This is a genomic window from Streptomyces sp. NPDC008121 (assembly GCF_042957155.1).
Taxonomy (GTDB): Bacteria; Actinomycetota; Actinomycetes; order Streptomycetales; family Streptomycetaceae; genus Streptomyces.
In genome coordinates, this window is the sequence record NZ_JBIBHT010000005.1 from 648,636 (window position 1) to 662,079 (window position 13,444).

General features: G+C 73.4%; 13 protein-coding genes. 9 read left to right on the plus strand and 4 right to left on the minus strand.

The window, feature by feature from the left end; genetic code table 11:
• Positions 1-61: 61 nt before the first annotated feature.
• Complete coding sequence (locus tag ACFZBD_RS20515) at positions 62-901, plus strand: ion channel (RefSeq protein ID WP_391141146.1); 840 nt, start codon at positions 62-64, stop codon at positions 899-901.
• Here the strand turns inward: ACFZBD_RS20515 and ACFZBD_RS20520 are convergent.
• Both ACFZBD_RS20520 and ACFZBD_RS20525 read right to left on the minus strand, forming a co-directional pair.
• Positions 882-1,232, minus strand: a complete 351-nt coding sequence (locus tag ACFZBD_RS20520) for a peptidase inhibitor family I36 protein (protein ID WP_391141234.1) — start codon at positions 1,230-1,232, stop codon at positions 882-884. The two genes, ACFZBD_RS20515 and ACFZBD_RS20520, sit on opposite strands and share 20 nt — an antisense overlap.
• A 212-nt stretch (positions 1,233-1,444) precedes the next feature.
• Complete coding sequence (locus ACFZBD_RS20525) at positions 1,445-3,067, minus strand: DHA2 family efflux MFS transporter permease subunit (RefSeq protein WP_391141149.1); 1,623 nt, start codon at positions 3,065-3,067, stop codon at positions 1,445-1,447.
• Between the two features lie 102 nt (positions 3,068-3,169).
• On the opposite strand from ACFZBD_RS20525, the gene ACFZBD_RS20530 reads away from it, so the two are divergent.
• The 7 genes from ACFZBD_RS20530 (at position 3,170) to ACFZBD_RS20560 (ending at position 10,946) form a co-directional block, all read left to right on the plus strand.
• Complete coding sequence (locus tag ACFZBD_RS20530) at positions 3,170-3,823, plus strand: TetR family transcriptional regulator (RefSeq protein ID WP_391141151.1); 654 nt, start codon at positions 3,170-3,172, stop codon at positions 3,821-3,823.
• Between the two features lie 166 nt (positions 3,824-3,989).
• Entirely contained in the window at positions 3,990-5,201 is a 1,212-nt protein-coding gene (locus ACFZBD_RS20535) for an alpha/beta hydrolase (RefSeq protein WP_391141154.1), read from the plus strand.
• A 75-nt stretch (positions 5,202-5,276) separates the two neighbouring features.
• Complete coding sequence (locus ACFZBD_RS20540) at positions 5,277-6,128, plus strand: DUF4429 domain-containing protein (RefSeq protein WP_391141155.1); 852 nt, start codon at positions 5,277-5,279, stop codon at positions 6,126-6,128.
• 124 nt (positions 6,129-6,252) lie between these two features.
• Positions 6,253-7,608 (plus strand): histidine kinase, encoded by a 1,356-nt coding sequence (locus ACFZBD_RS20545; RefSeq protein ID WP_391141158.1) that lies wholly within the window; start codon positions 6,253-6,255, stop codon positions 7,606-7,608.
• Entirely contained in the window at positions 7,605-8,294 is a 690-nt protein-coding gene (locus ACFZBD_RS20550; protein ID WP_391141160.1) for a response regulator, read from the plus strand. The genes ACFZBD_RS20545 and ACFZBD_RS20550 overlap by 4 nt, the downstream gene beginning before the upstream one ends.
• Before the next feature lie 478 nt (positions 8,295-8,772).
• Positions 8,773-9,753 (plus strand): alpha/beta hydrolase, encoded by a 981-nt coding sequence (locus tag ACFZBD_RS20555; protein WP_391141162.1) that lies wholly within the window; start codon positions 8,773-8,775, stop codon positions 9,751-9,753.
• Positions 9,750-10,946, plus strand: a complete 1,197-nt coding sequence (locus tag ACFZBD_RS20560) for an acyltransferase family protein (protein ID WP_391141165.1) — start codon at positions 9,750-9,752, stop codon at positions 10,944-10,946. Before ACFZBD_RS20555 ends, ACFZBD_RS20560 begins: the two co-directional genes overlap by 4 nt.
• 63 nt (positions 10,947-11,009) lie before the next feature.
• Here the strand turns inward: ACFZBD_RS20560 and ACFZBD_RS20565 are convergent, their stop codons facing one another.
• Positions 11,010-12,020 (minus strand): aldo/keto reductase, encoded by a 1,011-nt coding sequence (locus tag ACFZBD_RS20565; RefSeq protein ID WP_391141168.1) that lies wholly within the window; start codon positions 12,018-12,020, stop codon positions 11,010-11,012.
• 4 nt (positions 12,021-12,024) lie between these two features.
• The gene (locus ACFZBD_RS20570; RefSeq protein ID WP_391141172.1) at positions 12,025-12,438 is read right to left on the minus strand and encodes a MerR family transcriptional regulator; all 414 of its coding nucleotides are present in this window, start codon (positions 12,436-12,438) and stop codon (positions 12,025-12,027) included.
• A gap of 52 nt (positions 12,439-12,490) precedes the next feature.
• On the opposite strand from ACFZBD_RS20570, the gene ACFZBD_RS20575 reads away from it, so the two are divergent.
• Positions 12,491-13,306: a serine hydrolase gene (locus tag ACFZBD_RS20575; protein WP_391141174.1), complete on the plus strand. Its 816-nt coding sequence runs from the start codon at positions 12,491-12,493 to the stop codon at positions 13,304-13,306.
• The last annotated feature ends 138 nt before the right edge of the window (positions 13,307-13,444 follow it).

Sequence of the window (13,444 nt, forward strand, 5' to 3'; positions counted from 1 at the left end):
TGGTGAGGGGCGGTGGGGCTGGTGGTCCCGCCGCCCTTCGGCGTTCCCTACGATGCCTGGCATGAAGGAACCCACCCCACAGCTGCGCTGGGAAGCGCGCACCCGGACCGCGCTGCTGGGGCTCGCCGTCGCCTTCGGTGTCGCCTACGCCGTGCCGATCGTGACGCCCGACGCCGACCCCTGGGTGCACCGGCTCTGCGGATACGTCGAGTGGGCGGTGTGGGGGGCGTTCGCCGTGGACTACGTCGTGCGGTTCGCCCTGGCACCGGCCAAGTGGCCGTTCGTCCGCCGTCACCCCCTCGATCTGCTGGCGGTCCTGCTGCCGCTGGTGCAGCCGCTGCGGCTGCTGCGGGTGGTCTCGACGCTCCTCCTCGTGGGCCGGCGGGCCCGGATGGCCCCGCAGATCACGCTCACCGTGTACGTGGCGGGCGCGGTGGTCGGGCTGCTGATGTTCGGCTCGCTGGCCGTGCTGCACGTGGAGCGGACGGCGCCCGACGGCAACATCAAGACGCTGGGCGACGCGGTGTGGTGGTCGTTCACGACGATGACGACGGTCGGCTACGGCGATCACGCCCCCACCACCGGCTTGGGCCGCGTCCTCGCGGTGGGTCTGATGCTGTCGGGGATCGCCCTGCTGGGTGTGGTCACCGCCAACATCGCCACCTGGTTCATCTCCCGCTTCGAGCGGGACGACGCGGCCGAGCGCCGGCAGACGGAGCTGCTCGAAGCCCTGACCCATGAGGTGAAGGAGCTGCGCGCGGAGGTCGCCCGCCTTTCGTCGCCCGCCGCTCCCGGCCGGACCCCCGGAGCGGCCGCCGTGGCCGGACAGCCGGCCGGTTCGGCCGCGCTGCCCGGGCAGCCGGCCGGTCCGGCGGCCGCCGCTAACGCTCCCAGATCTTGAAGGCTCTGATCTGATACGGGGTCTGGGGCACCCAGACCCCCCGGCCCGGGTACGTCTCGAACTCCCCCGTCTCCGCGCACTCCGCCGACTGGTAGACCGTCACGGGCCGCCCCGTGCGGTTGGCGAGGGCCTGGGCCGTGACGCCCGCGGGCAGCGGGACGCAGCTCTCGATGTCGGTGTCCGACAGCTCGTGCGCCAGTGCCCGTCCCCGGAACTCGGCCTTGGGCCAGAGGCAGAGCTGCCCCGGAGCGCAGGCGCCGAGCCGGGGCGCGGGAGCGGCGGTGGCCGCCGGGGAGCCGGTCGCCGTGGCGGCCGGCAGGGCGGTGAGCAGGCCGGCGACCGCCGGGCGGCGGTCGTGAGAACGGTCTTCGTACGCATGTCCATGATCCCCCGTCTTTCGTCACTCTCTGTGACCGAAACTGTGGACCATGGCACCCTCCGTCCGGAAGGGGGTTCTCGCCGGTTCACCCGGATAGGTGACGGCCCCGCCGGAGGGGTCCGACGGGGCCGCGGGGTGGAACGGAGGGGAGCCGCCGGGGCGGATCAGATGTGGGCCGCGCCCGCACCCGCCTCCGCGTTCTCGCCGCGCTTGGTGAACATGGCCACCAGCGCCGCCACGACGGCGACGACACCGGCGACGGTGAAGGCCAGGCCCATGCCCTCCATGAAGGTGTCGTGGATGACGCCGCCGATCGTGTCGAACAGGTCCGGGGTCACCCCGGGGGCCTTGGCCAGCTCCGGCGGGACCATGCCGAACTCGGCGGCCTGCTCCAGCTTGGGGTCGGCCGGCACCGGTATCCCGGCCGCCTCCCAGTTCTCCTCGAAGGCGCTCGAGACCTTGGAGGACATGACCGCGCCGAGCACGGCCGTACCGAGTGCGCCGCCGACCTGCATCGCGGCCTGCTGCAGACCGCCGGCCACACCGGAGAGCTCCAGCGGGGCGTTGCCCACGATGACCTCGGTGGCGCCGACCATGACCGGCGCGAGGCCCAGGCCGAGGAGGGCGAACCAGAGGGACATGGCGAAGGTGCCGGTCCCCTCCGTGAGGGTGATCATGCCGAACATGGCGGCGGCCGTGCAGACCATGCCGCCGACCAGCGGGATGCGCGGGCCGAACTTGGTGATGAGCACACCGGCCAGCGGCGAGGAGACGATCATCATCGCGGTCAGGGGCAGCAGGTGCAGACCGCTGTCAACCGGGCTGAGGCCCTTGACGCCCTGGAGGTAGAAGGTCACGAAGAAGAGGCCGCCCATGAAGGCGAAGGCCATCAGGACCATCAGCACCACACCGGCCGACAGCGGGACGGAGCGGAACATCGCCAGCGGGATGAGCGGCTCCTTGACCCTGGTCTCCCAGAAGGCGAAGAGCGCGAAGAGCAGGACCGCGCCGCCCAGGAAGCCCCAGGTGTTGCCGCTCGCCCAGCCCCAGGACTCACCGGCCTTGATGATGCCCCAGATGAGGGACCCCATCGCCGCCGAGAGCAGCAGGATGCCGAGGACGTCGAAGGAGCGCGGGGCGTTCGCGGCGCGGTGGTCCTTGAGGATCACCAGGCCGAAGACGAGCGCGAGGACGCCCACCGGCACGTTGATGAAGAAGACGGACTGCCAGCTGACGTGCTCCACGAGCAGACCGCCGACGATCGGGCCGCCGGCGGTGGAGGCGCCGATGACCATGCCCCAGATGCCGATCGCCATGTTCAGCTTCTCGGCGGGGAAGGTGGCGCGGAGCAGCCCGAGCGCGGCCGGCATCAGCAGGGCGCCGAAGACGCCCTGGAGGACACGGAAGCCGATCACGAGCGCGATCGAGTCGGACATGCCGATCGCACCGGAGGCGAGGGCGAAGCCGGCGATGCCGATGAGGAAGGTCTGACGGTGGCCGAAACGGTCACCGAGCTTTCCGGCCGTGATCAGTGCGACGGCGAGCGCGAGGAGGTAGCCGTTGGTGATCCACTGGACGTCGGCGAGCGTCGCGCCGAGGTCCTTCTGGATGGCGGGGTTGGCGATGGCGACGATCGTGCCGTCGAGGGCCACCATCATCACGCCGATGGCGACGGCGAACAGGGTCAGCCAGGGATGGCCTCGCAGTCCCTTCGCCGGGGCCGGCGCGGAGTCCCGGCCACCCCCCTGACCCTGCGGGGCCTTTTCCACGGTGGTCTGACTAGTCATACCGACGAGGCTAGTGTCAGCCACTGACAATTGACAAAGCGATTCACGCGCCGGTAACTGTCACGTAGCTCACAGGTACCCTGAGCTGCACGCGGCGACGAAATGTGGCGGAAAGAGGACCATGCGGTGACGGTTTCCGGGCTGCGGGAACGGAAGAAGCAGCGCACGCGCAACGCGCTGTTGCGGGTGGCCCTCGAGCTGTTCACGACGCAGGGGTACGAGCAGACCACCGTCGACGAGATCGCGGACGCGGTCGAGGTCTCCCAGCGCACCTTCTTCCGCTACTTCGCCTCCAAGGAGGAGGTCGCCTTCGCCGTCCAGCAGATGGTGGAGGAGCGTTTCGTCCGGGCGCTGGCCGAACGGCCCGCCGAGGAGGGCCCGCTCGACGCGATGCGCAACGCGGTCCTCGGCTCCTGGGACACCATCGGCGAGGCGATCATGGAGGTCGTGCCCGTCGAGCTGTACCTGCGGACCTTCCAGATGATCGAGTCGACGCCGGCGCTCCTCGCCGTCCATCTGCGGCGCTCCACCGAGATGGAGGAGAGCATCGCCCGCCTGATCGCCGAGCGGGAGGGCCTGGACGTGGACGCGGACCCGCGCCCGCGCATCGCGGTGGCGGCGTTCAGCGGCGTCATGCGGGTGACCGCCCAGATGTGGGGCCGGGGGACGGACCCGACCCTGCAGGCGATCCGCGCGCTGACCGAGCGGTACCTGGACCACCTGGGGCCGGCGCTGGAGCCGCACTGGCGCGCTTGAGGTGTAAGCGGGGCCGGGAGAGAGTGTCCCCGCCGCTTCCCGTGCTCCCGGCGGCTGCGCCACCCGTACCGCCCCGCTCACACCGCGTCACCTAAACCCGCTCGTCCGTGTGATCCCGGTCACCGGTGGCACGGCGCCGTCCGCGCGTCTCCTAGGGTGGGCGGCGGTGACTTCCTTCGACTCCTCCCCCACCCTCTCCGTCTGGCGCATGCTCCTCGCGCTGGCCGTCGTGTTCGTCCTCCTGGCGACCACCGGCTGGACGACCCTGCGTGATCAGCAGGGCCCACGGCTCCCGCGCGACAGCGCGCTCGCCTCCTGGGCGCGCGACAGGATCGGCCTGCGGACGCTCCCCGACCCGGCCGCCCCCGCCCGTACGATCGCCGCGTTCTTCACCTCGATCGGCCCCGCCCAGAGCGCCCGGCTCGCCGACGCCCACCCTTATGTCGTCGGCAACCTCGACGGCGCTCCCGTGACCCTCCGCTACCGCGCCAACCGGCTGGCCCTCTCCCGCGCGCACAGCGCCGAGCAGGGCAGGGTCCAGGACGTCCGGCTCACCGAGGCCGGCCGCCACGAAGCCCTGCGCCGGGTGCACCGGTTCGCCTCCCTGATGCGGCCGGGCCGGCAGATCCTCGCCTTCGACCCGGCAGGCTCCGGGCGCACGGCCGAGGTCCTCGGCGATCTGAACCGGGCGCAGCGGGTCTCGGTGATCGTCCCCGGCGTCGACACCAACCTCCTCACCTTCCAGAAGAGCCACGGCAAGTACTCGGCCCCGGCCGGCATGGCCGAATCGCTCTACGCCGCCGAGCGGCGCGCCGCGCCCGGCACCCGTACCGCCGTCATCGCCTGGGCCGACTACACCGCCCCCGTCGGCGTCGGCATCGACGCGGCCATCGGCCGGCTCGCCGAGACCGGGGCCGACCGCCTCCTGGACATGGCCACCGCCCTGCCCGGCAGCTCGCGCGTCAGCCTCTTCTGCCACAGCTACGGCTCCGTCCTGTGCGGGGTCGCCGCGCCCCGGCTGCCCGAACGGGTGACGGACGTGGCGGTGGCGGGCAGCCCCGGCATGCGGGTGCAGAGCGTGGCCGAGCTGTCCACGCGGGCCCGGGTCTGGGCGATGCGGGACACCGACGACTGGATCCAGGACGTGCCGCACCTGGAGTTCGGCGGGGTCGGGCACGGCGCGGACCCGGTGGAGCCGGAATTCGGGGCGCGGCTGCTCTCGGCGGCCGGAGCCGTCGGCCACGCGGGCTATTTCGAGCCGGGCACCGACAGCCTCGACAACTTCGCCGCCATAGGCGTCGGTTCGTACGACAGTCTGACCTGTGCGAGCGCCGACAGCGCTTGCCGCAGTGGAATCTCCGGTGCCGAAGGGGCCTGACGCGCGTAGAGCGCGCGCGGACCGGCCCCCGACCGAGGGGCGACGCGCGGGCGCCCGGCGCATACGATGAGGCACATGGGTGATGTGCTGGCCGGAATTCATGCCACCTGGGAGTTCGAGAGCGACGCCGTCGTCATCCGCTTCGAACGGGGGATCCGCACACCGAAGCTGTTCCAGACACTGCGCGAACGACGTGTCCCGCACGAGGCTTTGGCGTCCGTGACGCTCGCCCCGGGCAAGCGGGGCACCGTCGTGCTGCACGCCGTGCCGCGGCCGGGCGCCGACCCCCTGATGGAGGCGGCCGCCGGGCAGCTGAAGGCGGGGCGCGACCCCTACCGGCTGGTGCTGCCGGCCGAGCGCGAGACCCTGGCCGAGTACTACGCGGACGAGCTGCGCCCGCTCCTGGCACGGGACACCGGCCCGACCGACGGGTTCCTGGTGACGGCGCCGGAAGGGCCCCAGTCCTTCAAGGCCTTCGACGGGAGGGCCGGCTTCGACGGCCGGTCGGAGGTCACCTTCCGCTGGTTCGGTACGGGCGCCTCCTCGGAGAAGTGGAAGGCCGGCGACCAGACGTTCTCCGTCCAGGACCTCAGCGGGGTGGAGTGGCGCTCGCCCGACGTCTTCGACGGGTACCTGCGGCTGCTGCCCCGGGGCACCGAGCCGCTGCACGCGCAGGTCGACCAGGACCCGGCCGCCGTCGTCTTCGGCCTCGGCTACGGCCTGGTCCACGAGTCCCTGCCGTTCGCGGCGTCGGTCCTCGCGGCGATCCGGGGCGCGGGGCGGGCGGCGGCGCCGCTGGAGACGGACCGCTTCGATCCGGCGGGGGTGGCGGAGCGGATACGGCACCTCGGGGAGCTGCACCAGGCGGGTCTGGTCACCGACGAGGAGTTCACGGCGAAGAAGGCGGAGCTGCTGGCGCAGCTGTGAGGGGTGGGACGCGGGGGTTCGCCGGGAGCGGGCGGGCCACGCGGGTCATACCTCCGTAGGGGGTACGGGACGGCTCTGCGGTATGACGCCCTCCCGCGCCGGTGCTGCCTAGTCTGGGCAGGCCATGAGTACCGACACCCCCTCCTCCCCCGAACCCGCCGAGCCCCCCGCATCCCCCACGGATCCCGGAACCGGGCGCGCCGGCCGGTTCTCCGCTCGCGCCGGGCGGCTCGCCGCCCCCGCACGGGGCCTGATGCAGGCCTTCGGCACGGCCCTCGCGACGCCGACCGCGCCCGGCGAACCGCTCCTCGCCCATGCCAGGAAACGCTGGCTTCGGCAGCTCCCGTACGGCGTGGCCTTCGCCTTCGTCGCCTCCCTGCTCCCCGTCACCATCACGGTCCTCGTGCAGGACTACGAGGTCAACGGCGCCCTCGCCGGCGCCCTCGCCACCGCGCAGACCGCGCCGCTGCTGCTCGCCGTGACCCGCCCCCTCCAGGCGTGGTGGGTGATCGGCATCGCCGATGTCGCCGGAGCGCTGGTCCTGTTCGGGGCGGACGGGGTCGTCGGGCGCCCCTGGCCGTGGACGCCGATGGTCGTCATCGGCTACCTCGCCCTGATGGTGGCCCTCGGGCTGCGCGAGTCGCGCCGGGCACTGCTCGGGGTGTGGCTGGTGACCGGCGCCGTCGGCTTCGCGTTCGAGCTGGTCTCGCAGCGGCACAGCGACGGCACCCACGTCCTCCTCTTCGTGCTGAGCGGTGTCGTCCTGCTGGTCACCGCGACGCTCCGCGAACGCGGCGACGCCGAACGCCGTACCGCGGAGGAGCGGGCACGCACCACCCTCCTGGAGGAACGCGCCCGGATCGCGCGGGAGTTGCACGACGTCGTCGCCCACCACATGTCGGTGATCACGGTCCAGGCGGACTCGGCGCCGTACCGCATCCCCGACCTGCCCGACGCGGCCCGGGAGGAGTTCACCTCGATCGCCGCGAGCGCGCGGGAGTCGCTCGCCGAGATGCGGCGCCTCCTCGTGGTGCTCCGCAACGAGGGCACGGAGGGCGAACGGGCGCCGCAGCCGGGCCTCGACCGGGTGCAGCAGCTGATCGAGGCGACGGTACGGGCGGGGCTGCCGGCCGAGCTGTCGCTGGCGGCCGACCTCGGGGACGTACCGCAGGCGGTGGACCTGTCGGCGTACCGGATCGTGCAGGAGGCGCTCGCGAACGCCGTCCGGCACGCGCCGGGGGCCCGGACCCGGGTGTCGGTCCGCACCGAGGACGGCTGGCTGAACGTGCTCGTCGTCAACGGCCCCGGCGCCCGGCGGACCTCGCCGCTGGAAGGCGGGCCGGGGACGGGGCACGGGCTGGTCGGGATGCGTGAACGCGTACGGTTGACCGGCGGCACGCTGGACACCGGGCCGCTGCCGGACGGCGGCTTCCGGGTCGCGGCCAGGCTTCCGCTGCGTACGAAGGACGGACTTCCGTGACGCCCATCCGCGTGATCATCGTCGACGACCAGGCCATGGTGCGGGCGGGGTTCGCCGCGCTGCTGGCGGCGCAGGCGGACATCGACGTGGTGGGCGAGGCGCCGGACGGGCGGGCGGGGGTCGAGGTGGCCCGGTCGACGCGTCCGGACGTGGTGCTGATGGACGTACGGATGCCGGAGATGGACGGGCTCGCGGCGGCGCGGGAGATCCTGTCGCCGCCGGTCGGGGTCGTGCACCGGCCGAAGGTCCTGATGCTGACCACGTTCGACGTGGACGACTACGTGTACGAGGCGCTGCGCGCGGGCGCGTCGGGCTTCCTGCTGAAGGACGCACCGCCGGCGGACCTGATCGCGGCGGTGCGGGTGGTGGCCGGCGGCGAGGCGCTGCTGGCGCCGTCGGTGACGCGCCGCCTGATCGCCGACTTCGCCGCGTCGCGGCCCGCGCCGCGGGGGGACCGGGCGGCGCTGCGGCTCAACGGGCTGACGCCGCGCGAGACGGAGGTCCTGGAGCTGATCGCGCGGGGCCTGTCGAACCAGGAGATCGCGGACCGGCTGGTACTCGCGGAACAGACGGTGAAGACGCACATCGGCCGCGTCCTGTCGAAACTGGACCTGCGCGACCGGGCCCAGGCCGTGATCTTCGCGTACGAGTCGGGGGTGGTGGCGCCGGGGGACGGGGGGCGGTGACGGGGGTGGCGGTGTGAGCGTCGGGCGGGGCTTCGCCCCGTCGGCGGGCGGGCGCGCGGGGCCGGTGGTGCCGTCCGGCACGGGCGGTGCGTCTCCGGTACGCGGTACGCGGTGAACACCCCAGTCCGCCCCCTCCCGAAACCCTGACGGGACCAGGGCTCCGCCCCCGACCCCGTCACCCGGTCGCTCCGTGGGCCGACCCTCACCGGACCGGCCACCGCCGGGAGGCCTCCCCCCTTTCAAGACCGCGGCCACGCGCCAGGGTCGGCCCGTGTACAGCCCCCCGGGGATACGCCCCCCAACCCTCCCCCTGGGGAAACCCCCACCCCCGCCCCCCAGTCGGCCCCTCGTCCACCCCCTACCCCGGTAGCAGCTCGGAGTTGGCGCTCCGGGGTGACGTGGTGGGGGGCGTTTCCTTCCTACCTTCCTCTCGCTACGGACCAGACGCACGAGAGACAGCGAGAAGGAGGGCAGCCACATGCGCCGCTTCAAGAGGACCTTGGGGGCCGTCGCGATCGTCGGCACGGTGGTCGGGGGAACGGCGGGGTGGGTGTCCGGGAATGGGCAACGGGCCGTGACCGGAGGGCCGGTCGGGGTGGCGGCGTGGCGGGACGCGGGGCTGCCCGATCCGGAGCGGATGACGGCCGCCCGGACCGCCGCGTTCTTCGCCTCCCTGAGCCCCGCCCGGCAGCGGCAGCTCGCCGCCGCGCACCCCGCCGTCGTCGGCAATCTCGACGGCGCCCCCCTCCCCCTGCGGTACGAGGCCAACGCCCGCGCCGCCGGGCCCCGTTACGCCGGACAGCAGGTCCTCGCCTACGACCCCCGGGGCCGGGGCCAGGTCGCCGTCGTGCGCGGGGACCTGGGCACGGCCCGGCATGTCGCCGTCGTCGTGCCCGGCTCGGACATCGACGCCGGGAACGTCCGGCCGCTCACCGACATGGCCGACGCCCTGCACCGTGCCACCGGCGGCGGCACCGCCGTCATCGCCTGGGCCGGCTACACCACCCCCGTCGGCGTCGGCCTGGACGCCGCCTCCGGCGATCTCGCCGAGGCGGGAGCCGAGCGGCTCACCCGGCTCGTCGACGGGCTCGACGCCGTCGGCGCCGCCGATCCCGCCGTCTTCTGCCACAGCTACGGCTCCGTCGTCTGCGGCCTCGCCGCCCCCGAACTCAAGGCCAAGGACCTCGTCGTCCTCGGCTCCCCCGGCATGCGCGCCGACAACGTCGCCGCGCTGCGCACCTCCGCCCGGGTCTGGGCCGCCAAGGACCCCTCCGACTGGATCGACAAGGTCCCGAACGTCCGCTTCGCCGGGCTCGGCCACGGCGAGGACCCCACCAGCCCCGCCTTCGGCGCCCGCCGCGTCCCCGCCGAGGACGCCCACGGCCACAACGGCTACTTCACCGCCGGCACCCGCTCCCTCCGTACCTTCGCCGCCATCGCCCAGGGGGACCTCCGATGACCAGCCTCGCCCAGCGCATCGAGCACCGGACCCCCGCCCACCGCGACCGGGCCGTCGACGGCCTGCGCGCCCTCGCGCTGCTCGCCGTACCGACCGGGCACTGGCTCCTCGGCGGCTTCACCCTCTCCTCCGACGGGGCCCTGCACAACGCCAGCCCGCTCTCCGCCTTCGGCGCGTTCGCGCCCGTCAGCTGGATCCTCCAGATGCTGGGGATCTTCTTCCTCGTCGGCGGCTACGCCTCCGCCCTGTCGTACCGGAAGCGGAAGGGCTCCACCGGTGACTGGCTCAAGGGCCGCCTCGCCCGGCTCGGCCGGCCCGTCCTCGGCGTCACCGCCGTGTGGGCGCTGCTGCTCCCGGCGCTCCACTACGGCTTCGGCGTGCCCGGCGACACCCTGCGGACGGCGTCGACGCTGGTCGTCCAGCCGCTCTGGTTCGTCGGGGTCTACACGGTCGTCACCGCCCTCACCCCGCTCTGCCTGCGCGCGGCCAGCCGCCTGGGCGTCTGGGCCGCCGCCCCGCTGCTCGGCTCCGTCGCCGTCGTCGACGTGCTGCGCTACGGGCCGTACGCCGAGACCGTGCCTTCCTGGCTGGGCCTCCTCACCATCCTTCCCGGCTGGCTCTTCGCCTACCAGCTCGGTGTCTCCTGGGCGGAGGGCCGGCTCACCAGGCGGCACGCGTGGGGGCTGCTCGTCGGCGGCGCGGCGCTCTTCGCCGCCTTGTTGCTCTTCTTCGGCTACCCCGCCTCCATGGTCGGCGTCCCCGGCGAGGCCCGCACCAACTCCCACCCGCCGTCGCTGCTCGTCCTCGCCCTCGCCGCCGCCCAGAGCGGCGCCGCGATCCTGCTGCGCGACCGGCTCGGGAAGCTGCTGCGGCGACCCGCGCTGTGGGCGCCGGTCGTCGTCGTCAACCTGTCGGCGATGACCATCCTGTGCTGGCACCAGACGGCGATGCTCGCCGCCGCGATCCCGGCGTCGTACGCGGGTGAGGTCCCCGGGCTCGTCGGTGCGCCGGACACCGTCGGCTGGGTCCTCGCCCGACTCGCGTGGATGCCGTTGTTCGCCGGGCTGCTGGTGCTGATCGGGCGGTTCGCCCGGGGCTTCGAGTCCCCGTGGACGCGGACCGGCCCCGCCCGCCGCACGATGGCCGGCCTCCTGGCGGCGGGGTTCGCGGTCTTCGCGCTGGGGCTGGCGTGAGGCCGCCGGGCGGGAGGCGGGCCGTGTCGTGGCGTGGTCCCGGCGCCGCGACCGGCCCGGCTCCTACTCCCGCGCCGCCGACGTGGAGCTCATGTCCGGGTAGCGGTCCCCCGACACCCGCGCCGCGATCGGCTCCAGTTCCGCCAGTTCCGCGTCCGTCAGCGTGATCCGGGTCGCCGCCGCGTTCTCCTCCAGGCGGGCGCGCTTGCGGGTGCCCGGGATCGGCACGACCGTCAGGCCGTGCACCGTGGCCCGCTGCTGCACCCACGCCAGCGCGATCTGCGCCGCCGTCGCCCCGTGCGCCGCCGCGATCTTCAGGACCGGTTCGAGGAGCGCCGCGTTCCGCTCCGCGTTCTCGCCCGTGAAGCGCGGCTGGTGCTTGCGGAAGTCACCGGCCGACAGATCCTTGGACGCGTCCACGAAGGCACCGGTCAGGAAGCCCCGGCCCAGCGGGGAGTACGGGACGAACGCCACCCCGAGCTCCGCCGCCGCGCCGACCGCGCCGCGCTCCACGTCCCGGGAGAACAGGGACCACTCCGACTGGAGGGCCGCGATCGGGTGCACGGCGTGCGCCTCGCGCAGCTCCGCGCCGGTGACCTCGCTCAGACCGAGGTGCCGCACCTTGCCCTCGCGTACCAGCTCCGCCATCGCGCCGACCGACTCGGCGAGGGGGACGGCCGGGTCGCGCCGGTGCATGTAGTAGAGGTCGATGGTCTCGACTCCCAGCCGGCGCAGGCTGGCCTCGGCCGACTTCCGGATGTAGGCGGGGTCGTTGTTGATGCCCCGGTAGTGCGGGTCGTCGGCGCGGCGCTCTATGGCGAACTTGGTGGCGAGGACGATCTCGTCGCGGTGAGCGGCCACGAACGGGGCGAGGAACTCCTCGTTGGCGCCCTGCCCGTAGACGTCCGCCGTGTCGATCAGGGTGACACCGGCCTCCAGCGCCGCGTCGAGGGTGTCCCGCGCGGCGGCCTCGTCCGTGTCGCCGTAGAACTCGCTGATGCCCATGGCTCCAAAGCCCTGGACGCCGGTCTCGGGTCCGTCCGTGCCCAGTCGGACCGTGGAAATCCTGCTCATCGGTTCATCCCTCCGCGTAGTGGCCGATCTTGATGTCGAGGACGGCGAGGGTGTCCTGGAGTTCCGCGATCCGGGACAGCACGTCCCGGCGGGTGGTCTCCAGCAGCTCGCGCCGCTCGACGAAGGTGTGATCGCCCTCCCGGACCAGCTCCGCGTACCGCACCATCGCGGCGACCGGCATCCCGGTCAGCCGGAGCTTGCCGACGAAGGTCAGCCAGCCCAGGTCGCGGTTGGTGAAGCGCCGCTGGCCGGTGTGCGAGCGGTCGACGTGCGGCATCAGGCCGATCCGCTCGTACCAGCGGAGGGTGTGGGCGGAGAGTCCGGTCCAGGCCGCCACCTCGCTGATGGTGTAGCGGTCCTGGCCGTCCGGGCGGGGGAAAGCGGGGTCCTGCGAGGTCGTGCGGGCGATCACGCTCATGGGCCCCACGCTAGAACCTTGGAGTGCACTCCAAGCAAGTAGGCTCGGCTCCATGCAGAGCCTGGCGTTGATCGAGAACTGGCCCGTCCCCACCGCTGCCGCCGCCGTCGTCCGCGCGGACGGCACCCTCGCCGGGGCGCACGGCCCCACCGGACAGCGGTTCCCGCTCGCCTCGGTGACCAAGCCGCTCGCGGCGTACGCCGTCCTCGTCGCGTACGAGGAGGGGGCGATCGACCTCGACGAGCCCGCCGGGCCCGAGGGCGCGACCGTGCGGCACCTGCTGGCCCACACCTCCGGCCTGGCCTTCGACGAGCCCCGTGTCATGGCGGAGCCCGGTGCGCGCCGGATCTACTCCAACACCGGCTTCGAGGCGCTCGGCGACCACGTCGCCAAGGCGACGGACATCCCCTTCGCCGACTATCTGCACCAGGCGGTCCTCGAGCCGCTCGGCATGACGTCGACGTCGCTGGACGGTTCGCCCGCCAAGGACGGGGTGTCGACGGTCGACGACCTGGTGCGGTTCGCGGCGGAGGTGCAGGCGCCGCGGCTGCTCGACCCGCGCACGGTGCTGGACGCGATGACGGTGACGCACCCCGGTCTGACCGGCATCCTCCCCGGGTACGGGCATCAGCGGCCCAACGACTGGGGCCTCGGCTTCGAGATCCGCGACTCCAAGTCCCCGCACTGGACCGGGGCCTCGTCCTCGCCGCGTACGTTCGGCCACTTCGGCCAGTCGGGCACGTTCCTGTGGATCGACCCGGACGCCCGGGCCGCGTGCGTGGCGCTGACGGACCGGGCCTTCGGCCCGTGGGCGGTGGAGGCGTGGCCGCCGTTCACCGACGCGGTCCTCGCGGAGCTGCGCGGCTAGGGCGTGTTTCGAAAGTAGCGTCGTCCGCCCGCAGGGCGGGGCAGGGGGCGTCTGGTGCGTGCGATCGCAAGGCGGAGGGAGGAGAGCGCAGCGGGCTGCGCCGACGACCGACAACGCAGCGAGCGTGCGTGCCAGGCG